Below are 26,133 nucleotides of genomic sequence, written 5' to 3' on the forward strand. Positions count from 1 at the left end.
ATCACTTCACCAGGGGCAGGTTATCGGCTTTCCAGCTGGAAACGCCACCGCTCAGTTTGGCGGCGTTGTAACCAGCTTTGAGCAGCTCGCGGCAAATGGTGCCGGACTGCTGGCCCATCGCGTCGACGACGATCAAGGTCTTTTCTTTATGCTTGCCCAGCTCGGTCATGCGGTTGGCCAGCTTGTCCTGCGGGATGTTCACAGCGCCGACGATATGACCGGCGGAGTATTCCTTGGCCGGGCGAATGTCGATCACCAGGGCCTTCTCGGCATTGACCAGGGCTGTCAGTTGGCCATTAGTCAGGCTCTGGCCACCACGACGGATTTCATTGATGAGCAGCAAGACCAGCAGAATGAGGAAGATCGCAACCAGGATGTAGTGATCTGTCGCGAATTGAATCAGGTGAGCAACCATCAGCGGTGTTCCAGGCGATTGAAAATGCCGGCCAGTATACACAGCCCCTTGGTGCCACCAAAGCCCGACGGGCCGGCCACAAAACCACCTTCATGTTGCTACTACAGGTGCGCCGGTCGGTGGAATGGGACGAATATTAGCCGCAGGTGGCGTATTTGCCCTAAAATGCGTGTCTTTATCATCTTTGAACAACCGTGAGTTTGATTGATGACGAGCACGCCCAAACCCCTGGTCCTGATTATCCTGGATGGCTTCGGCCATAGCGATATCCCCGAACACAACGCCATCTTTGCCGCCAATAAACCGGTCTATGACCGCCTGTGCGCCACCCAGCCGCACGGCCTTATTTCCGGCTCGGGCATGGATGTCGGCCTGCCGGACGGGCAAATGGGCAACTCCGAAGTCGGTCATATGAACCTCGGCGCAGGTCGCGTCGTCTATCAGGACTTCACTCGGGTGACCAAGGCCATCCGCGACGGCGAGTTCTTCGAAAACCCGGTACTGACCGGTGCTGTGGACAAGGCAGTCGGTGCTGGCAAAGCCGTGCACATCCTCGGCCTGCTGTCCGATGGTGGCGTACACAGCCACCAGGACCACTTGGTGGCCATGGCCGAACTGGCCGCCCAGCGTGGCGCTGAAAAGATCTACCTGCACGCCTTCCTCGATGGCCGGGACACCCCGCCACGCAGCGCGCAGTCGTCCATCGAACTGCTCGACGCCACCTTCGCCAAACTGGGCAAGGGCCGTATCGCCAGCCTGATTGGCCGCTACTACGCCATGGACCGAGACAATCGCTGGGACCGCGTCAGCGCCGCCTACAACCTCATCGTCGATAGCGCTGCCGAATACACCGCTGACACGGCCCTGGCTGGCCTTGAAGCCGCTTACGCCCGCGACGAAAGCGACGAGTTCGTCAAGGCCACGCGCATTGGCGAAGCCGTCAAGGTCGAAGATGGCGATGCCGTGATTTTCATGAACTTCCGCGCCGACCGCGCTCGCGAACTGTCGCGTGCATTCGTAGAGCCAGACTTCACGGAATTCGCCCGTGCGCGCCTGCCGAAGATGGCGGCGTACATCGGCCTGACCCAGTATTCGGCGAAGATCCCGGCACCAGCAGCCTTTGCCCCGTCCAGCCTGAACAACGTACTGGGCGAATACCTGGCGAAAAACGGCAAGACCCAACTGCGCATCGCCGAAACCGAGAAATACGCCCACGTCACCTTCTTCTTCTCTGGTGGCCGTGAAGAGCCGTTTGAAGGCGAAGAACGCATCCTGATCCCGTCGCCGAAGGTCGCCACCTATGACCTGCAACCGGAAATGAGCGCACCAGAGGTGACCGATCGCATCGTCGAAGCCATCGAACAGCAGCGCTTCGACGTCATCGTGGTCAACTACGCCAACGGCGACATGGTCGGCCACACCGGCGTGTTCGAGGCAGCGGTCAAGGCCGTCGAAGCACTGGATACCTGTGTAGGGCGCATTGTCGACGCGCTGGACAAAGTGGGCGGCGAAGCGCTGATCACCGCTGACCACGGCAACGTCGAGCAGATGGAAGACGAGTGCACCGGCCAGGCGCACACCGCACACACTACCGAGCCGGTACCGTTCATCTATGTGGGCAAGCGCAACGTGAAAGTGCGTGAGGGCGGCGTGCTGGCCGACGTGGCGCCAACCATGCTGAAGCTGCTGGGGCTGGAAAAGCCGGTGGAAATGACCGGTACCTCGATTCTGGTCGACGCCTGAATGTCGAAAGGGGCTGCGTTGCAGCCCCAATTGCACATGAATTCCAGACAAACGCCCCCCTGCATCCGCAGCGAGGCGTTTTTTTTGCCTGCCCAGGCGGGCATACTAGGCCAGTCTCCATCCTTGGTACGCCAAACCCCATGCTTCGCGCCCTGATCCTCCTAGCCCTGTCTTGCCTGCTCAGCCCGGCCTTCGCCGATGAGCGTGCGCAGACCCAGCAGCAACTGGATGCCACCCGCCAGGACATTGCCGAGCTCAAGAAAACGCTGAGCAAGCTCCAGGAAGAAAAGGCCGGTGTGCAAAAAGACCTCAAAGCCACCGAAACCGACATCGGTAACCTCGAAAAGCAGGTGGAGGCCCTGCAGCAAGAACTAAAAAAGACTGAAGGCGAGCTGGAGCGCCTTGATACCGAGAAAAAAAAACTCCAGAGCGCCCGCGTTGAACAACAACGACTGATCGCCATTCAGGCCCGTTCGGCCTACCAGAACAACGGTCGCGAGGAATACCTCAAGCTGCTGCTCAACCAGCAGAACCCCGAGAAATTCGCCCGCACCCTCACCTATTACGACTACCTGAGCAAGGCGCGCCTGGAGCAATTGCGCACCTTCAACGAGACGTTGCGCCAACTGGCCAACGTCGAACAGGAAATTTCCAGCCAGCAACAACAACTGCTGGCCCAGCGCACCGACCTCGACAGCCGCCGCCAGGCCTTGGAAAACGAGCGCGCCAAGCGCCAGCAGGTACTGGCAAAGCTCAACAGCGATGTGAAGGACCGCGATCAGAAGCTGCAAGCGCGCGAACAGGACCAGGCCGACCTGGCCAAAGTCCTGAAGACCATCGAGGAAACCCTCGCCCGCCAGGCGCGTGAAGCTGAAGAGGCACGCAAGAAGGCCCTGCTGGCACAGCAGGAAGCAGAAAAACGCCGCCAGCAGGAAGCGCTGGCCGCCGCCGCTGCCCGCGACCGGGCCCGTGAGCCCGCAGAGCCAGTGGAACCGCCGAAAAAGGCCCGCACCACCCTCGGGCCGATGGTTTCCAGCGATGGCGCGAATTACGGCGGCGCATTTTCTGCTGCGCGGGGCAAACTTCCATGGCCAGTCAATGGTCGATTGCTGGCACGCTTCGGTGATGCCCGCGGTAGCGACGCCCGTGCCAAGTGGGACGGGGTTATGATCAGCGCCAACCCAGGCACCCAGGTACGTGCCGTGCACGGCGGGCGTGTGGTATTCGCGGACTGGTTGCGCGGTGCCGGGCTTCTGGTCATTCTCGACCATGGCAACGGTTACCTGAGCCTGTACGGCCACAACCAGAGCCTGCTCAAGAATGCCGGTGATATCGTCAAGGCCGGTGAGGCCATTTCCACCGTTGGCGACAGCGGTGGCCAGGACGCGGCAGGCTTGTATTTCGCTATCCGCCAGCAGGGCCGGCCTACCGACCCTTCGCAGTGGTGCCGGGGCTAGGCTCTGTACGAAAAGTCTTGAGACGCAGGTCAGGCAAGGCGAAAAAAGCCGAGGAACGGCCGGGGTCGCGCCCGACTGTACTGGAGTACATGAGCATTCCGAGGCTGTTTTCAACGCAGCATGAACAAGTATCAAGGCTTTTCGTACAAAGCCTAGTCACATTTCTACGGCGCAGCCTGAGTGCTGCGCCGATGCTCCCCAGGGAGCGCTTACAGGATCAGGAGTTCGTTCGACATGCTGCACTCGCCTCGTCTCACCCAGCTGGCCCTGTCCATCGCCCTGGCGGTCGGCGCGCCCCTGGCCACCGCCGCAGAGCCGGCCAAGGCCGCTGCAGTGCCAGCCACCGAGGTGACCGCCAAGGCGCCACTGCCGCTGGAAGAACTGCGCACCTTCGCCGAGGTCCTGGACCGCATCAAAGCTGCCTACGTCGAACCGGTAGACGACAAGACCCTGCTGGAAAACGCCATCAAGGGCATGCTTAGCAACCTTGACCCGCATTCCGCCTACCTCGGCCCTGAGGACTTCCAGGAGCTTCAGGAAAGCACCAGCGGCGAGTTCGGCGGGCTGGGCATTGAAGTAGGCCAGGAAGACGGCTTCATCAAGGTGGTCTCGCCAATCGACGACACCCCAGCCTCGCGGGCCGGCGTGCAGGCTGGTGACCTGATCGTCAAGATCAACGGTGCCCCGACCCGCGGCCAGACCATGACCGAAGCCGTCGACAAGATGCGCGGCAAGGTCGGCGAGAAGATCACCCTGACCTTGGTGCGCGACGGCGGCAACCCGTTCGACGTGAACCTGACCCGTGCAGTCATTCAGGTCAAAAGCGTGAAGAGCCAGCTACTGGAGAACGACTACGGCTACATCCGTATCACCCAGTTCCAGGTCAAGACCGGTGACGAAGTGGGCAAGGCCCTGGCCAAGCTGCGCAAGGACAACGGCAAGAAGCTGCGCGGGGTGGTGCTGGACCTGCGCAACAACCCAGGCGGCGTGCTGCAATCGGCAGTGGAAGTGGCCGACCACTTCCTGACCAAAGGTCTGATCGTCTACACCAAGGGCCGCATCGCCAACTCCGAGCTGCGTTTCTCGGCCGACCCGGCCGATGCCAGCGCAGGCGTGCCGCTGGTGGTACTGATCAACGGTGGCAGTGCATCGGCATCGGAAATTGTCGCCGGCGCCCTGCAGGACCAGAAGCGCGCCGTGCTGATGGGTACCGACAGTTTCGGCAAAGGCTCGGTGCAGACCGTGCTTCCACTGGCCAACGACCGCGCCCTGAAGCTCACCACTGCGCTGTACTACACCCCCAACGGCCGCTCGATCCAGGCCCAGGGCATCGTCCCGGACATCGAGGTGCGCCCGGCCAAGCTCACCGCCGAAGCCGACACCGAAAACTTCAAGGAAGCCGACCTGCAGGGCCACCTGGGCAACGGCAACGGCGGCGCCGACCGCCCGACCGGCAGCAGCAAGCGCAAGGAGCGCCCGCAGGATGACGACTTCCAGCTGAGCCAGGCACTGAGCCTGCTCAAGGGCCTGAACATCACCAAGGGCGACTGAGCCACCCTATGCGTTATCTGCTGTGTCTGTTGTTTTGCCTGATGGCCGGAATCGCGCAAGCGGCGCCGGCCAACAAGGCCTACATGAGCATCATCATCGACGACCTGGGCCAGAGCGCCGAGCGTGACAACCGTACCCTGGCCCTGCCCGGGCCAGTGACCATGGCGATCATGCCCGACACCCCGCATGCCACTGACTTTGCTCGCCAGGCGCACAAGGCCGGCAAGACGGTGATCCTGCACATGCCTATGGACCCGGCCACCGGGCCCTATGCCTGGCACCCGGAGGTTCCGCTGACGGAGCTGGCCAGGCGGCTCGACACTGCGCTAGCCAAGGTGCCCTACGCCGCCGGCATCAACAACCACATGGGCAGCCGCATGACCGCCCAACGCCAGCCCATGGCTTGGCTGATGGGCGAGCTGCAGCAGCGCCATCTGTTCTTTGTCGACAGCCGTACCAGCGCGGCCACGGTGGCAGCTGCCGAAGCGCAGGCACAAGGCTTGGCACATGTCTCGCGCGATGTGTTTCTCGACGATGTGCGTACCACCGAGGCAATTACCAGGCAACTTCATCAAGGTATTGCGCTGGCCAGCAAGCAAGGCTCGGTGGTGTTGATCGGGCACCCTTACCCACAAACGCTCGAGGTACTGGAGCGCGAACTGCCAGGCCTGAAGAGGCAAGGCATTACCCTGATCGGCTTGAATCAGATGATCGCCGAGCGGAGCAACCAGGCCATGCCTGCACATGGCAAGCACGGCCGCTACAGCAACCGCTGAGCTCGAGGTTCGCGCCTCGTATCGCCCAGGTCAGCTGAAAGGAATAATCCCCCTGGCTTGCTCCAACGTCAGCTTCCCACGGTGAATCCGTTGCCCCGCCATTGCTGCGAGGCGGCTACTCATACGACGCTGGCTCCAGGTTTTCAGGTGGCCGGCTACAAAATTTTCACCATGATCACTCTGAGATTGGAAATGAAAATGTGCAGCCCAGAGGTTACGCCTGCTCGGCAGGCGCAGCACACGATACTCGTCAAAGGCACCGCCATCCTGCATGAGCCGGCGCTCGCCGTATTCGACGGTGATCAAGCCTTCAGCGTGCAAGTAACGCAGGGCTTCGGCGGATGGGTAGCTGGTGTCAGTGTAGAGGGTGATGAGCTGGAGCTTTTTCTCACCGCGCAACGCATCCGCATCCCGCTCCAGGGCCCTCAACAGTGAGTCGCTGCCACCCGCCTCGCGTACGGTACTCACCGCCTGTTCCAGTTTGGCCAGATGCAGGTCGAACAACTGAGCGAGCAAGGTCCCTTTGATATCGTGCTCGACATACGATTTGGCCTTCATCCGCACCTTACTGGTTTCATCCAGCAATGATTGCACCCACATGGCCAAATCGCCTGGGGGCGCTTCGTCAGTCAATGAAGGCCGTTTTACATCACGCTGACGCCACTCTCCTTCAACGTGCTCAAAGGTCGCAAGCACCGCTTCGCTGATTCCCTCACGCACTTCAAGCAGGCGTTGCCCCTGCACTTGCACTTCGGTTCCGATCTGTAACTGCCCCTGAGCATTACGCACCAGCCGCTGCGGCATGCTGGACACAGGATACGGCAGACGACTGGTGGGCGCGCGGGACTCATCCTGCTCGCGAGCCGCCTCGACCAGACGGCGGCCAGCATCCAGCTTGAGCTTGCCGACATGCTCCCGGTACCGGTCGAGCATCGCCGGCTCGATCAACCTGCCTCCCTCCTTGCGAATACGGTCGCTGTTGAGCATTGCAGCACTGTACTCATCCCAGGCTTCCTGCAAGATGACAATCCTGTCCTGCGGCGAAAGGTTGGCAAAATCCAGTGCGCCGTGAGCTTCAGCCGCATTGCGCAGGCTCAGGCCCGCCAGATCATCCCTGTAACCGGCAAGAATTGAACGACCGGCTTCATTGTCCAGGTGCAAGGCAAGGTCCGCCAGGTTCAATACCTGATGGAAACGCAGCTGAACCGTATTGATGGTGCGCTTGGCTATCAGCTGCGCAACCGTCCGCGCAGGTTCATCCGGGGCTCCGGTAATTTCGAAGGCGTCGGGTGTATCAGCGAGGATCTGATCGAGACTCTCGTAGCCCGCAAGCAAGCGATCCTGCAGGTCAACTGCGGCCTGCAGCTTGAGCCGGAACGCCTGATACAAGTCGGACACTTGGCCGATTGGCCTGCCATCCAGCGCCTGCTGCATCTCGGCTAGCCGGGGCAAATCAACAAGGTCCCAGAGTTCATAGACGATGAAATCGCTATTGCGGATGATCTCCGCGCGAACGGTCGTCTCATGCTGCCGAAGCGTGTCGTCCCAGCCTCCTTTCTGCCGCTCGCTGGCGTACTTGGGTTCATTCATGCTTGCCAATATCGGCAGTAATGCCGTATCGGCGCTGACAGCGGCTTCCAGCTGTTTTATCGACTGGTCTCTGTGTTGGGAGGCTTCCTGCTCCAACTCGGTTATACGCTCATCGTATCGCTGGACCAGTTTACCCAACTGCTCACTTTCATCCCCCTCCGGCAGGTCAGCCAGCTTTGCGGCTGCCCTGCTCCTAAGGTCCTTCAGGTTCTGCAGCGGTTTCTTCGACTCCAGGGACTGCTTGGCCATCAGCCCGAATTGCTGCCTCGCGCGTTCGACCTCCTGGTCCAGCTGGTTGACCTTCTGATGTAACTCTTCGAATCGCTTTGCCAGCCTAGCCTGGGCGGAGTTCCGGGGCATGCCGCCGTCCAGACGAAGTGAGGAGTCCAGCCGCCAGTCGCCATCGGCAGAGCTCAGCCAAGGCCCCACTGCCCCGTGGCCGTCGATCACTCGCACCCCCCCAGGTAATTGCTGCACGCGGTAGGTATCCCCGGCCAAGCTGACGTATAACGCGTCGTCGATACGGTACAAGCCTGCTGTGCCTGGGCTACTCAACGGTACCCTGCCATCGAGCGACACCCCTGAACGCATTGCCCGAAGTGCTTGCCGCTGTGCAGGCGGTAACCAGTTGAACCCACTTTGGCCACGCCAGGAAAAATCGATCCACCCCCCACGAAGGCCCTCGCTGGCTGCCGCTTCCTCGACCGGGACGATGGTTAGCTCGGCATAGGCTCCACGCTGCGGCTCGGGGCCTTCAACGGCTGCTGCGCCGGGCAGCTCATGAATGGGAATTTCCCGTGGCGGTTGCCTGCCATGCAGCAACGCCATACCCAGGTTGAGCACAAGGTCGGCAACTGCGGATGTTCGGTCAAACTCATTCCCGCGCTCAAGGGCATCCAGGTCGTGCTGCAGGGAGGCGAGCAACTGCACCAACCACGCTACGGAGGCCACCGGCCCACGGATCGCTAAAGTTACCACATTGAATAACAGCCATGCGCCCTCACACAGGGTTTGCCAGCGGTTCTCGGCATTGGATACGGTCTGCTCGTCGGCAAGCCTGAGCAGAAGGTCACGGTTCGCATTGTAGAGCTGCTCGTCAATATCGCCGGTCCAGTAGGTGACTGCCAATTGGGCGGGCGCTGGACGCTCGGGAATGATATAGGGATCGATTCCTATGGAGGTGGTATGAGGCTCACTGAACCCCCCATGCTCATATATCGGCCTGACGTTCGGCGCCATCCAGTCGAGAATACTGTCCTGCAGCAGCTTCGACTCGCGCACATGACCCAGCAAATCCGCCAGATGGGTGTATTGACGTAGCGTGTCAGTGGCGAACAGCGGACGATAGAGCAATACCAGCGAAGGCTCTGCGCAGTACAGTAGGTACATGCCCAGCACCTTGTCCATGTTCGCCGACGTTGCGCTGCGCTTGAACGCCAACGGGATCAATACCATTCGAGGCGTTACCGGGTCGATGCGACCGGCGCAGAAATCGACCACACATTGCAACCCGACCTCTCTGATCTTTCCCCCAAGCTTGGCAGAGATAGCACTGGCGAGCAGCGCAGCACGCCATTCGCCACCCAATCGTCTGACCCGCTCCGCGCGCATGGCCGGGTCGTCCAACTGGGCGGCGACGTAGGCAGGGTAATGACGACCAATATCCACCTTGGTAACGAGGCCCATGGCGACGTCCGCATTCAGCCATTTCGGCGCATCCACCCATTTCGGCTCATCCCCCTCGGCGCGCTGGTAGATTCGCCCGATGCTTGCTCCTTTGAGGGAAGCGAGGTTACCGATGGCGAACTGGGTAAGCGACATGCTCCCCGCGGGCTCCAACGGCTCCCCACCGCCCGTGCCCGTTGCCGAACCTCCCGGCACCCCACGAGCACGATAAAGGTCGAACATCAGATCGTCCGGCGAGCTGTGAACCTTATAGTCATCCCAGATTTGCTTCTCCAGCTCCTGACGAGCGTAGTCGGTCAACGATTGGATACCCTCCAACGCCCCCACGCCGCCCGAGCCGAGCTGATGCAACGCGATCTGCAGCAAGGCGGCGCTGCAGGCAAAGCTGTCCTGGGGAGCACTGGCACGCAACCCTGGAGGCGGCACTACTGCCGGCGTGTCATCCTGGTAAACCTCGAACCAGGACGAAGGATCACTGAGCTGGGCAAAACGCCGCTCCAGGGCCGGAACATCCTCGATGGCCAGACAGCGGGCGCGATCAACCCGACAAAGCAGTGCATCGAGCAAGAGCGAAACCTGCTGGGCAAATACGTTGCCTTCGGCCGGATAGCGTTGCCAGCGCATCTGCTCGAATGCATAGTCCTGCGCCAGTTCGTCACGCAGCGCCAGGCCGAACGCTGACATCGAATCGAAGCTGCGCACCGCCCCGGAAGGCGCGCACCAAAGCACTACCTCGCGCTCATCCCACTCGCCGCAAACCAGCATCAGGCACTGCAACTGATCATGCTGCAGCGAGGCGCTGATGAGCTGAGTCTGGACAAAATACACCGCTGGTTGGTCGTCACCGCCGTACAACACGCCACGGATGCACGCCTGCTCCTTTGCGTCCAGACCTTGCAGCGGAAGGCCACGCAGTAACGCGATCCTTAACAGCAACTGCAACCAGCTGTCGCGCGGGACACCACCTTTGTCATCGGCTCTCCAGTATTTGAGCTGAGCCTCGCAGAAATGCTCAGGAAGTTGCTGCACCAATTTGTTCAGCGCGGGCGACAAGCCTGACAACTGGCGGGTATCGAACTCACTATCCGAGCCAGGAAAACGATAGTCTTTGGTCAGGCCGAGGTTGTAATGGCGACCATCATCAAATGGCTCGAGGCTAAGCGGCTTCGAATCGAGCAAGGCGGCCAGCACCCGGTCCACCAAGGAGCCGGTGGTCCAGTAAGGACTGGAGGGGTCCGGGCTGTCCAGCATCAGTGGGTCCGCCGTTGCCAGGTCGGGAGTGACATTGGCCAGCCAGGGCAGTTCTGAGAGCAACAAGCGCAGCAATTGTTTACTGGCGACCTGCCGCAGCGTCGGGCGATCGCCGAACTGCCTGGCAACCACCTGTCTGAAATCGAATGTTGGAACCTGAGGATTGGTCATGCTGGGTGCCTCCACCGTGAAAAACGGTAGGCTGCGGCAAGAATGCCCGACACCCGCATTACATATTGCTTTATCAAGCGCTGGCGCAGTCCAGGGTCACCGTAGGCCGGCGCTTCGCTCGGCGCAGCCACCAGGCTGTCCGGCCGTTTGTTAGAGGTTGAACGGAATCACATCTTTGGCCTGTGCGTAGGTCAGGTTACCCCGGTAGATACTCAATACCTGCCCTTCGCTCGCCGCCTTCATTTGCTCGCGATACCCCATCTTGCGCTGGCTCCACAGCTTGAGATGGCCTTTGCCAAACGCCGTCGGCGCCGCCTGCGAGTCGGCAAAGTGGAAATGCGCGGCCCACAAGGGTTTAACCCGAGGCTCGTCGGGAGCATGCAACAGGCTGATCCGGTACTCGTCCAGATAGCCATCGGAGACCACCTGCCGAGGCCCGACATACTCCACGTCGAGCAGGCCCTGCTCGTGGAGAAAATTCAGCCCTCTGGAACCTGGATAGCGCGTCTTGGTGTACAGCTCTACCAAGCAGTCGCGGCGGGCCTGACGCAGTTGAATCAATGCATCGTCCATACGCGCCAGCAGCCCTTGCTCTGCGTCGGCATCGCTGAGCTGTTCACGCAGCGCATTCACTTCTTTGATCTGGCCGTCCAGTATCGACATGAGGCCCTTGTCGTCAGCATCCTTGGCAACCAGGTCTCTGGCCTGGGCGATGACGTTTTCGTTCTGTGCCAGTATTGCCTCGCCCAGTTCCCGGTTGTTGCTTTCGGAGTCTGGCGTCGAAGACCGAGGCTCCGATTCAGATTCGTCCAGGGCTACCACTTCAACCCAGTCGTCTCCCTGCTTATGGAAACGATGCAGCACCGTCTCGTTCAGAGCCCCTACAACTTCCAACACAGGCTGCCCGTCGACCACCGCTTCGCTGCCAATCACTATCTGACCGGCGCGGGTGTAGGCCACCTGTAGGCTCTTTTGTGGATAAACTGCACGGCGAGCGCCACGGGCCTGGCCGGCCGCCTGCTCGCGCATGGCCTCTACCAGCGCATCACCGGCTATGGTTTTCAGCTGCACCATCTGTTGCTTGTAGGCCTCAAGGCGCTGGACATCGATGAGCTTGCTGCCGATTCTCTTGATCCGTTCGGCGTTGAGAATCGCCGCAAGGTACTCGTCCCACGCGCTTTGCAGCACCTCGATACGTTCAGCAACAGGCAAGTCACAGAACATCAGCAGATTATGCGTCTGCGCGGCCACCCGCAAACGATGACCGGCGAGTGCATCGCGAAAGATCATGTAGTGTTGGGTGGACGCACCTTTGCGCCACTGCAGGGCCAGCTCGACCAGCCCCATGGCCTGAAAAAACCGGATGTTGACCGTAGTCGTCGTGCGATTACTGATAATGCCCGAGACGCTCAAGGTGGCATTGACATAAGGCACTTGCATGTCGATATCGGTTACAGCCAACAGACGATCCAGCTGGCTGGAGACATCGATGATCCTGGGCTGCTCTTCAAGCAACTTCTCCAACATCGTCCGGAACCTGGCATACAACTCGGCCTGTTTCTCTGGCGGTGCGACATTGAGCGCGTTGGTGAGTTGGTCATATTTCGTGAACCCACCCAAGGCCAGGAGCTCATCAATGAAGAACATGCCAAAGCTGATCAGGTTCTTGCGAACTTGGCCCAAGCGTATCCGTTGATCTCTCACGCTGCCGACGTGCGTCGAGGCGCTCAACTTGTCAAGCACATAGGTAATGTTGCGTTCGGCCTCGAGATAGTTAAGGAACAATCTCTCGTTCAAGGGCAGGCGCTGGTTGCGCAGCTTACTCGTCTGCTCTTGCAACTGCTGGAACTTAAGCTTGAACAACTCGGTAGCCTGCTCGAATTGCGCACGTTCGCCCGGCTCGGTGGGTGGCGCCTTCTGCAACCGTTCCTCGACTTTTTTTACCGGATCATGCAAACCGACAATCTGCTCACTCAACGCGTTGAATTCCTTCGTGGCTGCCTCCGCGGCCGAGATATGCCGCTCTATCTCGGCCTGAGCCTTGGCGATCGGTCCGTCCAGCTTCTTGCGCAATCGCTCGCGGGCCAGCTCGCCTGAGCGACCACTGCCACCACGCAAACGCGAATTATTGAGGTGCCAGATATCGCCGTCGCGCGTCAGGTATGGCCCAACCGCCCCGTTCGGACCAATGATACGAACCTCTGCGTCATCAAGGCTGACTCGATAGACGTCACCGCCCAGAGGCACGTAGAACTCATTCTCAACCCGTACCAGCCCAGCGGCCACGCCCTGCGTCTGCGGTTCGCGCCCCTCCAGCGAAACACTGGCCGCCAACGCTCGCATCTGGCCGCGCTGGGCACTTGACAGGCCGTTGAGCCCCCCAGCCCCACGCCAGGAAAAATCGAGGTGGGTATTGGCCAAGGCCTGCAAACTGTCGACCGAGGCGCTGGGCTCCCGCATTGCAGTGGAAATGTTCGCCAGCTCGACCCCATTACCTGAAGGTGGCCCCTCGAGCAGCGATGGCGGCAGGTCGCCAGAAACGGCCGGCACTGCCAGTTTCGGCGTCTGCAGGTGTATCAAAGCCAGCAAGGTGTTGTTCAACACATCGACCATCGCCTGGACTCTCTCGTCGAGATGCGGGCTGGCCAGTCCCTCCACATCGTTGATCAAGCTGCGCATGCCGATGTACAGCCAGGCAACCGAGGTGAGCGGCCCTGGTAACACCGGAAACACAACATTCAGCAGCTCCCAGGAAAATGCCGTGACCAGCCGCCAGCGCACCTCGCTGTTGCTCATGGCGCTGCGATCCGCCAGCTCCAGCAGCATCCGGCCCTTGGCTTCGAACATCTGCCGATCTACGTCCTGCGCCCAGAATTGCAGCGCCAACTGGACAGGCTGCGGTTTCTCCGGGAGTGTGTAAGGGTCGAGCAGCCATTGGGGCAGGTGCGGCTCCCGGAAGCCACCATTGCCGTAGACCGTGCGCTGAGCTTGCTCGATCCAGAGCAGCACGTTGTCCTGCAAAGCCCCCGGGCTGCTGATCGCATCCAGCAGTGCCTGAGCGCTGTCGTACTGAATCAGCGCCTTTTCGGTGTACAGCGGGCAGTACAACAGATGAACACCCAACTCGATGATTTCGATCACGTAGAAACCATGCGCCACGTCGACCCTCTCCGATGTCGGCGAGCGTTTGAACGCAAGCGGTGCAATCCGCACAGCGGCTGCCCCTTCCGCGCCGCTACGACAGAATTCCGCCAGGGCGCCATAGGCGAACTTGTCGAGCCGCTTGACCGCACGCGCCCGCGCGGCATCGAACATCAGGGTGATACGCCAGCGTATGGCGAATGCCGAAATGTGTTCGGCGCGGCTCGCCGAGCGATCGAGCATCGACTGAACATGCCGTGGATAACTGCCGCCGATATCGACTCGCTGCACCAGCTCACGGACGTAATCAATGGTCATCCACTTCATGATCAGCTGGTTTTCCCGGTGCGCGATGTGTGTCACCACCCCTCCTGCGGTGGCATCCAGGCGGCCGATCGCCAACTGCGTCAGGGTCAACGTCTTTTCACCGGTCTTCTGGCCGAAGCCCAGCCCGTGACCGTCACTGACAAAGGTCTCGACCGTGAGGATAAGGTCATCAGGAAAATAATTGGCGTCTACCGGGTGGTCATGCAGCATCGCTTCGCGCAGGCGCGTCGCCGCATAGGTGTGCAAGTCCGGCAGACCGTCCTGAATGCCCTGGGCTGGGCTGCGCTGTTGCAGTAGCGACAAGTCGAGCATGGCTTGGAGGTAGGCGGTCTGGCTATCCGTATCGGCTCGCGACAGGCCCTTGGGAAGCGCCAGGCCCAGCCCGCCGGTGCCATGGTCACTGAACTCGGCGAAGAATGATGCGGGGTCGCAGGCCAAATGGCAGTAGTGCTCCAGTTGGTCGACGCTGTCGATCGCACTCCAGCGCAGGCGGGCCACGCGCTCGAGCAAGATTTCCAGCAACGAGGCGCTGTACAGGGCGAAAGCGTCGCCCTCCACAGTCAGGCCCTGCCAGCTCAACTCATCAAACCGGTAACGTCCAGCCATCTGTATCTGCAACGCCGCGCCGAATGCAGCCTGGGCGTCGAAACTGCGGACCAGGCCTTCGGGAGAACACCAGAGTGTCAGTTCGCGAACTTCACTGGAGGCGGTAATCAGCAAGCCGGGCAACAGCTCATGGAACGTGTCTTCGCCCTCACGTAAGGCTACCCGCACCAGCTGCACATCAAGCCCGGTGCGGTTGCCCATCATCAGGTCACGCAGCAGCTTGCGTTGTTCGTCGTCCAGCGCTTCGTCTTTCAGGCCATCGAGCAGGTTGGCGCGCAACAACTGTTGCAACCACAGGTCCCGGTCGATAGTGCCGTCGCCGTTCCAATAGTCGATCTGCGCTTGCTGGAAGTGCCAAAGCAGCATTGGCAGCAACGCGTTGAGGCCATCGGTCAGGCGCGCGGGCTCGATCAAATCGCCCTCAGCAGTTTCGAGGCTCGATTCGATGGCGAAAAAGCGCCGGGGCGGGTTCAGGCCAAGGCGGTAGTCACCCGCTGGGGCGAGGTCCAGTGGTTTAGCGTCGAGCAGGGTCTGCAGCACCACATCCACCAGCGGCTGAGGGCGCCAGACGCCATCCGGCTGCAGGGACATCAGGTACAGCGGTGCAGCCGAGGTCATTTCAGGGCGATGCACGCCAACCAGAGGATAGTGCTCCAGGATCACCTTCATGATCTGTTCACCTGCGACCTGCCGGAATGTAGGACGGCTGGCGAACTGGGCGGCGACTGCGTGTTTGAGGTTGTGCGCGTGAGTGGCGGGCATGACCAGGACTCGTTGTGGAATGAACCACAAAGCGTCCTGGAAATGGTATCGAAACAGGTGCTACATATTGCTGCCGGCAGGCCGCGGCACCTGGCGGTACGGCGACCTGCCGGGCTGTCAGCTATAGACGCGGCCAAGCACCTGGCGATGGCTCTCGAACTGATCGAGCACATCACGCACGATCTGGTCTGGGGCAAAGCCCATCAGGTCGTACTCCTGACTGCCGTCATGCAGGTAGACCTCGGCGCGGTAGAAGCGCTGGCGCAGTTCAGGCTCACCCTCGACCGGCGCCTCGCTCGGCGCGGCCATATAGCCGTCAAGGCTCACTTCGTAGACGAACGGGTTGCCTTCTTCCATCATCACCCGCAAGCCCATCAGGTTGCGCGACTGGCCAACGCGGGTTTCCACCTCGAAGCCCTGCGTCTGCAGCTGTGCAGCGGCTTCTTTCAACGCCGGGCTGACCTGCTTGTCCATGAAGCGCTGCACCACGGCCTGGGTCGGCTGCAGTTCCAGCTGAGTCAGGCGCTCGCTAAAGCCGCGACGGCCACGGGCGGCCAGTTCGGCGCGTTCCTGCTCGATCACCACGTCCTGCTTCATGGCCTTGTAAAGGCCGAACATGAACAGCACCAGCACCACCGAGAACGGCAGGCCCGCCAGCACGACCATGGTCTGCATGGCTTCGAAGTTACCGGCAAACAGCAGGCCGATGGTCACCAGGGTGATCACCACAGACCAGAACACCACCATCCAGTGCGGGGCATCTTCGTCGACCTTGCCGCCTGTGCACGACAGGTTGGCCATCATCACTGCGCCGGAGTCGGCCGGCGTGAGGAACAGCACAAAACCGACGAACACTGCCACACCAATGACGATCTTGGCTGCCGGGAAGTATTCCAGCAGCTGGTAGATCGACATCGATGGCTGTTCCAGCGCAGTCTTGCCCAGCTCCACGGCGCCCTGGTTGATCACCAGGTCCAGTGCGGTGTTGCCGAAGATCGACAGCCAGGCCAGGGTGAAGCCCAGCGGGATCAGCAGCACGCCCATCACCAGTTGGCGCACGGTGCGGCCCTTGGAAATACGGGCAATGAACATGCCGACGAACGGGCCCCAGGAGATCCACCAGGCCCAGTAGAACACGGTCCACAGGCCCAGCCAGCGCTCCGACTTGCCGGCTTCGCCTTCATACACATAAAGGTCGAAGGTTTTCAGCACGATGCCGTTCAGGTAGTCGCCGACGTTCTGCACGAAGCCGTTGAGCAGGTGCAGGGTTTCGCCGCCCAGCAGTACGAAGATCAACAGGCCGCTGAACAGCATGATGTTCAGGTTGGACAGGCGGCGGATGCCGTTTTCCACACCCGATACCGCTGCCACGGTAGCCACGCCAGCCATCACCAGGATCACCACCAGCAGGTTGGTCTTGCTGTGGTCCATGCCGAACAGGTATTCCAGGCCGGACGACACCTGCATCGCGCCGATGCCCAGGTTGGTCACCAGGCCCAGCAGGGTGACGAACATGCCGAAGATGTCGACGGCGTTGCCGGCAGCGCCCTTGACCCAACGCTCGCCCACCAGCGGGTACAGCGCCGAACGCAGTGCCAGCGGCTGGTTGTGGCGGTAAGCGAAGTAACCCACGGCCAGGCCGACCAGGGCATAGATCGCCCAGCCGTGCAGCCCCCAGTGCAGGAAGGTCAGCTGCAGGCCCTGGCGCGCGGCCTCGAGGCTGGCAGGAGTGCCCTCCGGTGGGTTGAAGTAGTGGTCCAGGGGCTCGGAGGCGCCGAAGTACAGCAGCGAAATACCGATGCCGGACGAGAACAGCATACCGGCCCAGGCGCCGTAGCTGAAGTCAGGCTGGTCGTCCTTGCCACCCAGCTTGAGGCTGCCGTAGTCGGAGAAAGCCAGATAGACGACGAACAGCAGGTATCCGCAGATGACCAGCATGTAGTACCAGCCAAAGGTGCGCGTCAGCCACTTTTGGGCCACGCCCAGCACCTGGCCGGCGGTTTCGGGTACAGCGATCAGCAAGGCAGTCAGAACAAGGATCATCAGCGCGGAGGTGAAGAACACCACGCGGTTGACCCGTACCCTCTCGGCGGGGGGCTTGGTAAGTGAGGCAGAACTCATTGCACGAATGCTCCGGGCAGTGCGGCTGTGGAGGCTAATCAGTCTTTCCCGAGCAATTGGTGGAATATCCCCACTGCATCAGGTGTTATAAAAGAACCCTGGAAACCGTGATCCCGAATCGATACGTTGCCAAAAACAGACAGGTGGCCTGCTGAAAATGCCACGCCTCAACGGAGGTGCGCGCATTCGTCACAGGTCACCCCGCCCGCTCCAAGGGCCTGTCGCAGGGCCAATGGCCGTACGGCAGAATCTGCATTTCGCATCGCTCATGCCCGTCAACACCTTGTATTCCGGGGGTTACGCGATTTCCTGGGGTGTCAATCCGTGCCTTCTCGACCGCCTGAAAAACTGTCAATGGCACAAATTGTCGCAGAGCTTATTCTTTATTGATTGAACGTTCAATCAAAACAAAATAGACTGGCCTTCGCCGAGTCAGCCGCCTGTCGTCTGCTCGCAGGCCTGAGGAGATAGCAAGATGCCCAAGGTCGGTATGCAACCCATCCGGCGCCAGCAGTTGATCGAAGCCACATTGCAGGCGGTCGATCAGGTCGGACTGGGGGACGCCAGCATTGCGCTGATTGCCCGTTTGGCCGGTGTGTCGAACGGCATCATCAGTCACTACTTTCGGGACAAGAACGGCCTGATCGCAGCGACGATGGGTTACATCATGAGCATGCTCAACGAAGGCGTCAGAGCACGTCGCCAGGCCCTGAAAGACGACAGCCCGCGCGCTCACCTGAAAGTGATCATCGAGGGCAACTTCGATGCCAGCCAGGTAAACGGCCCGGCAATGAAAACCTGGTTGGCCTTCTGGGCTTCCAGCATGCACCAGCCCGATTTGCACAGGTTGCAGCGGATCAACGACCACCGCTTGTATTCCAACCTGTGCTGCCAGTTCCGCCGCGCCCTGCCGCTGTACCATGCGCGCAAGGCAGCCCGCGGCCTGGCAGCCCTGATCGACGGTTTGTGGCTGCGTGGCGCCCTGTCGGGTGATGCATTCGACACCGACCAGGCGATACGGATTGCTTACGAATACATGGATCTACAACTGGCCAAGCAGCACACCCTGGGCACAAACGACCAGGCTGCTGACCATGCGCGCACGGCACTTGCCAACCCGGCAGGAGCGTGACGCGCAGGCCAAACCACACACTGCACTTGCGAGGACACTATGGCCCGTTTCGGAACGCAAAAACTCTACATTGATGGCGCTTACGTCGACGCTGGCAGCGATGCCACTTTCGAGGCCATCAACCCGGCCACCGGCGAAGTCCTCGCCCACGTGCAACGTGCTACCGAGGCAGACGTCGAGAAAGCCGTCGAAAGCGCCGAGCGTGGCCAGAAAGTCTGGGCTGCGATGACTGCCATGCAGCGTTCGCGCATCCTGCGCCGCGCCGTCGACATCCTGCGCGAGCGCAACGACGAGCTGGCCATGCTGGAAACCCTTGACACCGGCAAGTCGTACTCCGAAACCCGCTACGTCGACATCGTCACCGGTGCCGACGTGCTGGAATACTATGCAGGCCTGGTACCGGCCATCGAAGGCGAGCAGATCCCGCTGCGCGAATCGTCCTTCGTCTACACCCGCCGCGAGCCGCTGGGCGTGACCGTGGGTATCGGTGCCTGGAACTACCCGATCCAGATCGCCCTGTGGAAATCTGCCCCGGCCCTGGCCGCTGGCAACGCGATGATCTTCAAACCGTCGGAAGTCACTTCGCTGACCACCCTGAAACTGGCCGAGATCTACACCGAAGCCGGCCTGCCAAACGGCGTGTTCAACGTTCTGACCGGCAGCGGCCGCGAAGTCGGCACCTGGCTGACCGAGCACCCGCGCATCGAAAAAGTGTCCTTCACCGGCGGCACCACCACCGGCAAGAAAGTCATGGCCAGCGCCTCCAGCTCTTCGCTGAAGGAAGTGACCATGGAGCTGGGCGGCAAGTCGCCACTGATCATCTGTGCCGACGCCGACCTGGACAAGGCTGCTGACATCGCCATGATGGCCAACTTCTACAGCTCGGGCCAGGTGTGCACCAACGGCACCCGCGTGTTCATCCCGGCTGAAATGAAGGCGGCCTTCGAAGCCAAGATCGCCGAGCGCGTTGCCCGCATCCGCGTTGGCAACCCGGAAGACGAAAACACCAACTTCGGCCCGCTGGTCAGCTTCCAGCACATGGAAAGCGTGCTGGGCTACATCGCCAAAGGCAAGGAAGAAGGTGCCCGCGTGCTGTGCGGCGGCGAGCGTCTGACTGCCGGTGACTTCGCCAAAGGTGCCTTCGTTGCCCCGACCGTGTTCACCGACTGCACCGACGACATGACCATCGTCAAGGAAGAGATCTTCGGCCCGGTGATGAGCATCCTCACCTACGAAACCGAAGAAGAAGTGATCCGCCGTGCCAACGACACCGACTACGGCCTGGCCGCCGGCGTCTGCACCAACGACATCACCCGCGCCCACCGCATCATCCACAAGCTCGAAGCCGGTATCTGCTGGATCAACGCCTGGGGTGAATCGCCGGCCGAAATGCCGGTAGGTGGCTACAAACAGTCGGGCGTCGGCCGTGAAAACGGCGTCAGCTCGCTGGCTCAATACACTCGCATCAAGTCGGTCCAGGTCGAGCTGGGCGGCTACAACTCGGTTTTCTGAACCCTGTCTAGCCCCGCCCGTGCCACCGCGCACGGGCGTTCCCGCTCCCCGATCACCGCCAACACGAGGGTACTTTCATGTCCCAAGAATTCGATTACATCATCGTCGGTGCCGGCTCGGCCGGTAACACCCTGGCTACCCGCCTGACCGAAGACGCCGGCGTCACCGTATTGCTGCTGGAAGCCGGTGGCCCCGACTACCGCTTCGACTTCCGCACCCAGATGCCAGCCGCCCTGGCCTTCCCGCTGCAAGGCCGCCGCTACAACTGGGCCTACGAGACCGACCCGGAACCTTACATGGACGGCCGCCGCATGGAATGTGGCCGTGGCAAGGGCCTGGGTGGCTCGTCGCTGATCAACGGCATGTGCTACATCCGCGGCAACGCCATGGACTTCGACGGCTGGGCAGAACTGCCAGGCCTGGAAGACTGGACCTACCTCGACTGCCTGCCGTACTTCCGCAAAGCCGAAACCCGTGATATCGGCCCTAACGACTACCACGGTGGTGACGGCCCGGTCAGTGTCGCCACGCCAAAGGCTGGCAACAACCCGCTGTTCCACGCCATGGTTGAAGCGGGTGTGCAGGCCGGTTACCCGCGTACCGAAGACCTCAACGGCTACCAACAGGAAGGCTTCGGCCCGATGGACCGTTCGGTGACCAAGAACGGCCGCCGCTCCAGCACCGCCCGTGGCTACCTGGATCAGGCCAAGAAACGCCCGAACCTGACCATCGTCACCCACGCCCTGACCGACCGCGTGCTGTTCGACGGCAAGCGCGCCGTAGGCGTAACCTACCTGGTCGGCGACAGCGAAGAACGCGTGGAAGCCCGCGCCCGCAAGGAAGTGATCGTCAGCTCTGGCGCCATCGCTTCGCCGCAGCTGCTGCAGCGCTCCGGCGTCGGCCCGCGCGCCTTGCTGGAAAGCCTCGACATCCCGGTTGTGCACGACCTTCCAGGCGTTGGTGAAAACCTTCAGGACCACCTGGAACTTTACCTGCAGTACGCCTGCACCCAGCCGGTATCGCTGTACCCATCGCTACTGTGGTGGAACCAGCCGGCCATCGGTGCCGAGTGGTTGTTCAATGGCACCGGCATCGGCGCCAGCAACCAGTTCGAGGCCGGTGGTTTCATTCGTACCCGCCCTGAGTTCAAGTGGCCGAACATCCAGTACCACTTCCTGCCGGTTGCGATTAACTACAACGGCTCAAATGGCGTGAAGGAACATGGCTTCCAGGCGCACATGGGCTCCATGCGCTCGCCTGCCCGTGGCCGCATCCAGGCCAAGTCGAAAGACCCGCGCCAGCACCCGAGCATCCTGTTCAACTACATGTCCACCGAGCAGGACTGGCAGGAATTCCGTGACGGCATTCGCCTGACCCGTGAAATCATGGCCCAGCCGGCGCTGGACCCGTACCGTGGCCGCGAAATCAGCCCGGGCGCCCACGTGCAAACCGACGAAGAACTGGACAAGTTCATCCGCGAGCACGCCGAAACCGCCTTCCACCCGTCTTGCTCGTGCAAGATGGGCACCGACGACATGGCAGTGGTCGATGGCGAAGGCCGCGTGCATGGCATGCAGGGCCTGCGCGTGGTCGACGCGTCGATCATGCCGCTGATCATCACCGGTAACCTCAATGCCACCACGATCATGATTGCCGAAAAGATTTCGGACAAGATCCGTGGTCGCAAGCCACTGCCACGCAGCACCGCCAAGTACTACGTGGCAGGGGATGCGCCAGTGAAAGGCAAGCCGATGCGTGAAGTGAAGCAAGGCTGAGGCCTTGATCAGGGGCCGCGCAGCGGCCCCTTTCACGTTTGCTCAGGCGGGCAGCGCAAAGAATGTGCGCATCAACGAGTCATCCTCGACGCCCAGTCGCCCCGCCAGTGCCTGGCGATCGAACAACTGTCCTGTGCGCATTTCACGCACGGCCTTCCCGCCTGGCGCCTGCGCCAGTGCCTTCAGGCACACCTCGGTAAAGCGATAATTGTGCCCTTGAACGGCCGTCACCTTTTCCACTTGCAGGTAGCGCCCGGGCATCATCAAAGACTCCGCTTCATCAGGTCGCCTTGAAAAGGGCCCGATGGGCGTCGCCTGCATGTCTTCGCCCGGTTCCAATACATACACCAACGCATTTTCATCAAAAGCCCCCCTGCCGCTGACCTGGGTCTGCGGGTCGTTGAAAACCTCCCAGAGGGCATAGGGGTTTTCCGTGAATGACGTGAAGTCGGTTGTCACCAGCACGTCACCCACTTCAATGGCACCCTCGCCAACTGCCTGAAAACCCGTGCCCCGGAGGCTGGAGGCAGCCCGATACAGCCTCACCTGATTACTGACGCCAATCTGCCCAAGTGCGCGGGCAAGGTTATGGCTGCGCTGGATATTCCCGGCGCGAGTGCCCTCCAGCGGCATACCCCGCCACAGGTTGTTGTAGCGCTCCGGCGAGCTGGTGTACTCGGCAATGGCGGGCGAACCAAACCCGAGCTCATCGCGGTAGACAGGGTAGGGCTCACCGAATGCATCCAGATACTCGCCATTGGGCCCCACGGCATCGAGATCAGCCCACGGAACCGCGCCCAACAGGGCTTCCTGGCGGGCCAGCGCCTGATCCGACACAGCCAGCAGGTCGTCTGCCGCCGGCGCCATGTAAAGCTCCCAATCGACCTTGGCAGCGGAGGCTTGCGCCTGACCAGTCACACGCGGGGGGACGTGGCCATCAGTGAACAGCTCGCTGGCACGCATCATGGCTATATCGAGCAGGATGAACAGGATATCCGTCAGTACTGACCACCATGCCGCCGTGCGCCAGGCCTGCTTGCCATTGATTGCCCGGTCCAGGTGCAGCGCCAGGCTTACGGTGCCCAGACCGAGCGATGCCAATATCACTGGCCAGCCAAGCGGCGCCATCGGCGCAATTATAAAACTCGCTGCTTGCAAGCCCGACAGCCAATCGGCCTTGCGCAACTGTGCGTTGGTGGTCAGCCGTTCGTGGGCGTCGCTGGTCAGATCATCCATGACCGAATCGCGCAGACGAACGAACAGGTCCCCTTCAATGGCCTGTCCTGAAAACGTGGTGTCGCCTCGCGACTGTGCGAGCAACTTGAAGTAATTGCGTAGACGCGGGCGTAGCGACTGCGCCAGTACCCCGTCCCCGACGAACAGCCTGACCAGCCGCTCTCGCCCCGCAGTCGTGATGGCCTGGTCAGCCATCCACATCTGGAACGCATGGCGATCGTCGAATACCTTCACCACAGCCTGCGCATCGGCAAGATAGAGGCACAACCTGCCAGCCTTCAGCTTGTGCAAGAACATCAGCTTGGCGCTGATACCGCCGATGACAAGAGCGTTCCATTGAGGTTGGGCATTCGCCTGCCTGGCCTGTCGCAGGCCTTGCACGGTGCTTGGCAGAGCGGCATCAGCGACCGTCACCGCCATCAGTTCCTGGCGCTCAGGCTGGCTCAGCGCAGATTGGCCCACAGCAGCAATGAAGCGGGCACGGGCCAGGACACAATAGTCTTCGCCATGCCGTGACCGAAACTTGCTCAGTGCCTCGGTATAGCGCCCCGCAAAATCCAACCGCCAGAACGCCTCCAGTACTTGCTGTGGGTCGAGCCGCACTTCGTTGCGCTCGTCATAGACTGTGTGGCTGGCATCCACCCGGTAGAAGCCACCATAAATACTCAACTCGTCAGCACTGGCCTGCTGCTGCGGGCTGAATCGCTGGATGACCAGTTCGGTAAGGCTCAAAGAGCGTCGTGGCGGTCCACTGTGGCGCCAGCCGGTGAAGCTCAACGAACTGCTGACCGCCGACTGGAACTCGTGCCAATAGAGCCCGTCCGGATCCAGCCAATACCCCAGTTGGCGGCGAAGCACATGGCCCGCCGCCTGGCGCGCCAGATTGTGCAAATCAGGAAATTGCCCGAGCAGGCGCTGGGCCACCTGGGCGAGAGAAATGGTTTCTTTGACATTCATGTCACTTGGCTGCCTGACAGTGGGCGAACCATTACAGCCGCACGCCGCAGCGACGATGCGGTATCGCTTTACAGCCTGCGTCAGCCTCAGGTTAGAATCGATTGGCACGCGACCTGCTAGCTTTTGCTGGAAAATGCGCTACCACGCCCCTTCCCCGCTGTCTCGGAGTACCTGCCTTTGGATGCAAGCACCATCAACAGCCTGTTCCTGATCGGCGCATTGCTGGTGGGTGCAAGTATCCTGGTCAGCTCGCTGTCATCGCGCCTGGGTATCCCTATTCTGGTCATCATCCTCGCCGTCGGCATGCTCGCCGGTGTCGATGGTGGCGGCATCATCTTCAACAATTACCCAACCGCCTACCTGGTGGGCAACCTGGCACTGGCCGTCATCCTGCTTGACGGTGGCCTGCGTACGCGGGTGGCAAGCTTCCGCGTGGCGCTGTGGCCGGCGCTGTCGCTGGCCACGGTCGGGGTGATGATCACCACCGCCCTCACCGGCCTGATCGCCGCTTGGCTGTTCAACCTGAGCCTGATCCAGGGCCTGCTGATCGGCGCCATCGTCGGCTCCACCGACGCCGCTGCAGTGTTCTCGCTGCTCGGCGGCAAAGGCCTGAACGAGCGGGTTTCCGCTACCCTCGAGATCGAGTCGGGCAGCAACGACCCGATGGCGGTGTTCCTCACTGTCACCTTGATCGACATGATCGCCAGCGGCGAGACCGGCCTGCACTGGAGCCTGCTGGGTCACTTGCTGCGTGAGTTCGGTATCGGCACGCTGCTGGGCCTGGGCGGCGGCTGGCTGATGCTGCAACTGGTAAACCGTATCAATCTGGCCGGCGGCCTGTACCCCATTCTGGTAGTGGCCGGCGGCCTGGTGATGTTCTCGCTGACCAACGCCCTGCATGGTAGCGGCTTCCTCGCTGTTTACCTGTGCGGCCTGGTGCTGGGCAACAAGCCGATCCGTAGCCGCCACGGCATCCTGCACATGCTCGACGGCATGGCCTGGCTGGCCCAGATCGGCATGTTCCTGGTGCTGGGGTTGCTGGTCACGCCGCACGACCTGCTGCCCATCGCCCTGCCGGCACTGGGCCTGGCGCTGTGGATGATCCTGGTGGCGCGGCCACTGTCGGTGGTCGCGGCCCTGTTGCCGTTCAAGGCTTTCCATGGCCGCGAAAAGGGCTTCATTTCGTGGGTCGGCCTGCGCGGCGCGGTACCGATCATTCTGGCGGTGTTCCCGCTGATGGCGGGCCTGCCAGACGCCCAGCTTTTCTTCAACCTGGCCTTCTTCATCGTGCTGGTATCGCTGCTGGTGCAAGGCACCAGCCTGCCGTGGGTGGCCAAGCTGCTGAAAGTGACGGTTCCGCCAGACCCGGCGCCGATCTCCCGCTCCGCCCTTGAGGTGCACATCACCAGCGAGTGGGAGATGTTCGTCTACCGCCTGGGCGCAGAAAAATGGTGCATCGGTGCCGCCCTGCGCGAACTGAAAATGCCCGAAGGCACGCGGATTGCCGCGCTGTTCCGTGGTGAGCAACTGCTGCACCCGTCGGGCAGCACCGTGCTGGAGGTTGGCGACATGCTTTGCGTGATCGGCCACGAACACAACCTGCCGGCCCTCGGCAAGTTGTTCAGCCAGGCGCCACAGCGTGGCCTGGACCTGCGTTTCTTCGGCGACTTCGTGCTCGAAGGCGATGCCGAACTGGGTGCGGTGGCAGCGTTGTATGGCCTGAAGCTCGATGGCCTCGACGCGAAAATGCCGCTGGCGCAGTTCATCCGACAGAAGGTCGGAGGCGCTCCAGTAGTAGGGGACCAGGTCGAATGGCATGGCACGATCTGGACCGTGGCAACCATGGACGGGAACAAGATCCAGAAAGTAGGCGTCAGATTCCCCGAAGGAACGCGACCCGGACCAGGATTGTTCCTCTAAACTT

The 26,133-nt window shown here is 61.4% G+C and carries 13 protein-coding genes and 1 pseudogene; 8 read left to right on the plus strand and 6 right to left on the minus strand.

What is annotated here, in order from left to right; all coding sequences use genetic code 11:
* Window position 1: 1 nt before the first annotated feature.
* Complete coding sequence (locus FQ668_RS24595; protein ID WP_010955605.1) at window positions 2-415, minus strand: rhodanese-like domain-containing protein; 414 nt, start codon at window positions 413-415, stop codon at window positions 2-4.
* 207 nt (window positions 416-622) lie between these two features.
* On the opposite strand from FQ668_RS24595, the gene gpmI reads away from it, so the two are divergent.
* The 4 genes from gpmI to FQ668_RS24615 all read left to right on the plus strand — a co-directional run bounded on the left by gpmI (window position 623) and on the right by FQ668_RS24615 (window position 5,942).
* Window positions 623-2,158 carry a 2,3-bisphosphoglycerate-independent phosphoglycerate mutase gene (gene gpmI / locus FQ668_RS24600; RefSeq protein WP_010955606.1) on the plus strand — a complete coding sequence of 512 codons (1,536 nt, stop codon included), beginning with the start codon at window positions 623-625 and terminating at the stop codon, window positions 2,156-2,158.
* Between the two features lie 140 nt (window positions 2,159-2,298).
* On the plus strand, window positions 2,299-3,615 hold the full coding sequence (locus FQ668_RS24605) for a murein hydrolase activator EnvC (protein WP_019437764.1): 1,317 nt from the start codon (window positions 2,299-2,301) through the stop codon (window positions 3,613-3,615).
* Between the two features lie 234 nt (window positions 3,616-3,849).
* Window positions 3,850-5,166: a S41 family peptidase gene (locus tag FQ668_RS24610; RefSeq protein ID WP_004576741.1), complete on the plus strand. Its 1,317-nt coding sequence runs from the start codon at window positions 3,850-3,852 to the stop codon at window positions 5,164-5,166.
* 8 nt (window positions 5,167-5,174) lie between these two features.
* Window positions 5,175-5,942 carry a divergent polysaccharide deacetylase family protein gene (locus FQ668_RS24615; RefSeq protein WP_014592694.1) on the plus strand — a complete coding sequence of 256 codons (768 nt, stop codon included), beginning with the start codon at window positions 5,175-5,177 and terminating at the stop codon, window positions 5,940-5,942.
* Window positions 5,943-5,972: 30 nt separating this feature from the next.
* Here FQ668_RS24615 and FQ668_RS24620 read toward each other — a convergent pair whose 3' ends face one another.
* The 4 genes and pseudogenes from FQ668_RS24620 to FQ668_RS24630 all read right to left on the minus strand — a co-directional run bounded on the left by FQ668_RS24620 (window position 5,973) and on the right by FQ668_RS24630 (window position 17,540).
* Window positions 5,973-10,640, minus strand: a complete 4,668-nt coding sequence (locus tag FQ668_RS24620; protein WP_053867798.1) for a DUF6543 domain-containing protein — start codon at window positions 10,638-10,640, stop codon at window positions 5,973-5,975.
* Window positions 10,641-10,790: 150 nt separating this feature from the next.
* Entirely contained in the window at window positions 10,791-15,476 is a 4,686-nt protein-coding gene (locus FQ668_RS24625) for a DUF6543 domain-containing protein (RefSeq protein ID WP_019437767.1), read from the minus strand.
* Window positions 15,477-15,593: 117 nt separating this feature from the next.
* Window positions 15,594-16,058 carry a hypothetical protein gene (locus FQ668_RS28630; RefSeq protein WP_172830944.1) on the minus strand — a complete coding sequence of 155 codons (465 nt, stop codon included), beginning with the start codon at window positions 16,056-16,058 and terminating at the stop codon, window positions 15,594-15,596.
* Window positions 16,006-17,540, minus strand: a pseudogene (locus tag FQ668_RS24630) (BCCT family transporter). Before FQ668_RS24630 ends, FQ668_RS28630 begins: the two are co-directional and overlap by 53 nt.
* 532 nt (window positions 17,541-18,072) lie before the next feature.
* Between FQ668_RS24630 and betI the strand changes: the two are divergent.
* The 3 genes from betI (at window position 18,073) to betA (ending at window position 22,016) form a co-directional block, all read left to right on the plus strand.
* Window positions 18,073-18,729, plus strand: coding sequence for a transcriptional regulator BetI (gene betI, locus FQ668_RS24635; protein WP_019437769.1), 657 nt, complete (start codon window positions 18,073-18,075; stop codon window positions 18,727-18,729).
* Between the two features lie 39 nt (window positions 18,730-18,768).
* Window positions 18,769-20,241, plus strand: coding sequence for a betaine-aldehyde dehydrogenase (betB, locus tag FQ668_RS24640; protein ID WP_003249182.1), 1,473 nt, complete (start codon window positions 18,769-18,771; stop codon window positions 20,239-20,241).
* Window positions 20,242-20,318: 77 nt separating this feature from the next.
* The gene (betA, locus tag FQ668_RS24645) at window positions 20,319-22,016 is read left to right on the plus strand and encodes a choline dehydrogenase (RefSeq protein WP_014592699.1); all 1,698 of its coding nucleotides are present in this window, start codon (window positions 20,319-20,321) and stop codon (window positions 22,014-22,016) included.
* A 42-nt stretch (window positions 22,017-22,058) separates the two neighbouring features.
* Here the strand turns inward: betA and FQ668_RS24650 are convergent, their stop codons facing one another.
* Window positions 22,059-24,209, minus strand: a complete 2,151-nt coding sequence (locus FQ668_RS24650) for a DUF6543 domain-containing protein (protein WP_053867799.1) — start codon at window positions 24,207-24,209, stop codon at window positions 22,059-22,061.
* A gap of 177 nt (window positions 24,210-24,386) precedes the next feature.
* On the opposite strand from FQ668_RS24650, the gene FQ668_RS24655 reads away from it, so the two are divergent.
* The gene (locus FQ668_RS24655) at window positions 24,387-26,129 is read left to right on the plus strand and encodes a potassium/proton antiporter (protein ID WP_010955613.1); all 1,743 of its coding nucleotides are present in this window, start codon (window positions 24,387-24,389) and stop codon (window positions 26,127-26,129) included.
* Window positions 26,130-26,133: the final 4 nt, after the last annotated feature.

It is taken from the genome of Pseudomonas sp. Kh14 (assembly GCF_900291005.1).
Lineage (GTDB): Bacteria > Pseudomonadota > Gammaproteobacteria > Pseudomonadales > Pseudomonadaceae > Aquipseudomonas > Aquipseudomonas alloputida.

What these genes read in the sequence shown, in the direction of transcription:
- FQ668_RS24595 (WP_010955605.1), bottom strand. Translation starts at nt 415, where the DNA reads ATGGTTGCTCACCTGATTCAATTCGCGACAGATCACTACATCCTGGTT.
- gpmI (WP_010955606.1), top strand. Translation starts at nt 623, where the DNA reads ATGACGAGCACGCCCAAACCCCTGGTCCTGATTATCCTGGATGGCTTC.
- FQ668_RS24605 (WP_019437764.1), top strand. Translation starts at nt 2,299, where the DNA reads ATGCTTCGCGCCCTGATCCTCCTAGCCCTGTCTTGCCTGCTCAGCCCG.
- FQ668_RS24610 (WP_004576741.1), top strand. Translation starts at nt 3,850, where the DNA reads ATGCTGCACTCGCCTCGTCTCACCCAGCTGGCCCTGTCCATCGCCCTG.
- FQ668_RS24615 (WP_014592694.1), top strand. Translation starts at nt 5,175, where the DNA reads ATGCGTTATCTGCTGTGTCTGTTGTTTTGCCTGATGGCCGGAATCGCG.
- FQ668_RS24620 (WP_053867798.1), bottom strand. Translation starts at nt 10,640, where the DNA reads ATGACCAATCCTCAGGTTCCAACATTCGATTTCAGACAGGTGGTTGCC.
- FQ668_RS24625 (WP_019437767.1), bottom strand. Translation starts at nt 15,476, where the DNA reads ATGCCCGCCACTCACGCGCACAACCTCAAACACGCAGTCGCCGCCCAG.
- betI (WP_019437769.1), top strand. Translation starts at nt 18,073, where the DNA reads ATGCCCAAGGTCGGTATGCAACCCATCCGGCGCCAGCAGTTGATCGAA.
- betB (WP_003249182.1), top strand. Translation starts at nt 18,769, where the DNA reads ATGGCCCGTTTCGGAACGCAAAAACTCTACATTGATGGCGCTTACGTC.
- betA (WP_014592699.1), top strand. Translation starts at nt 20,319, where the DNA reads ATGTCCCAAGAATTCGATTACATCATCGTCGGTGCCGGCTCGGCCGGT.
- FQ668_RS24650 (WP_053867799.1), bottom strand. Translation starts at nt 24,209, where the DNA reads ATGAATGTCAAAGAAACCATTTCTCTCGCCCAGGTGGCCCAGCGCCTG.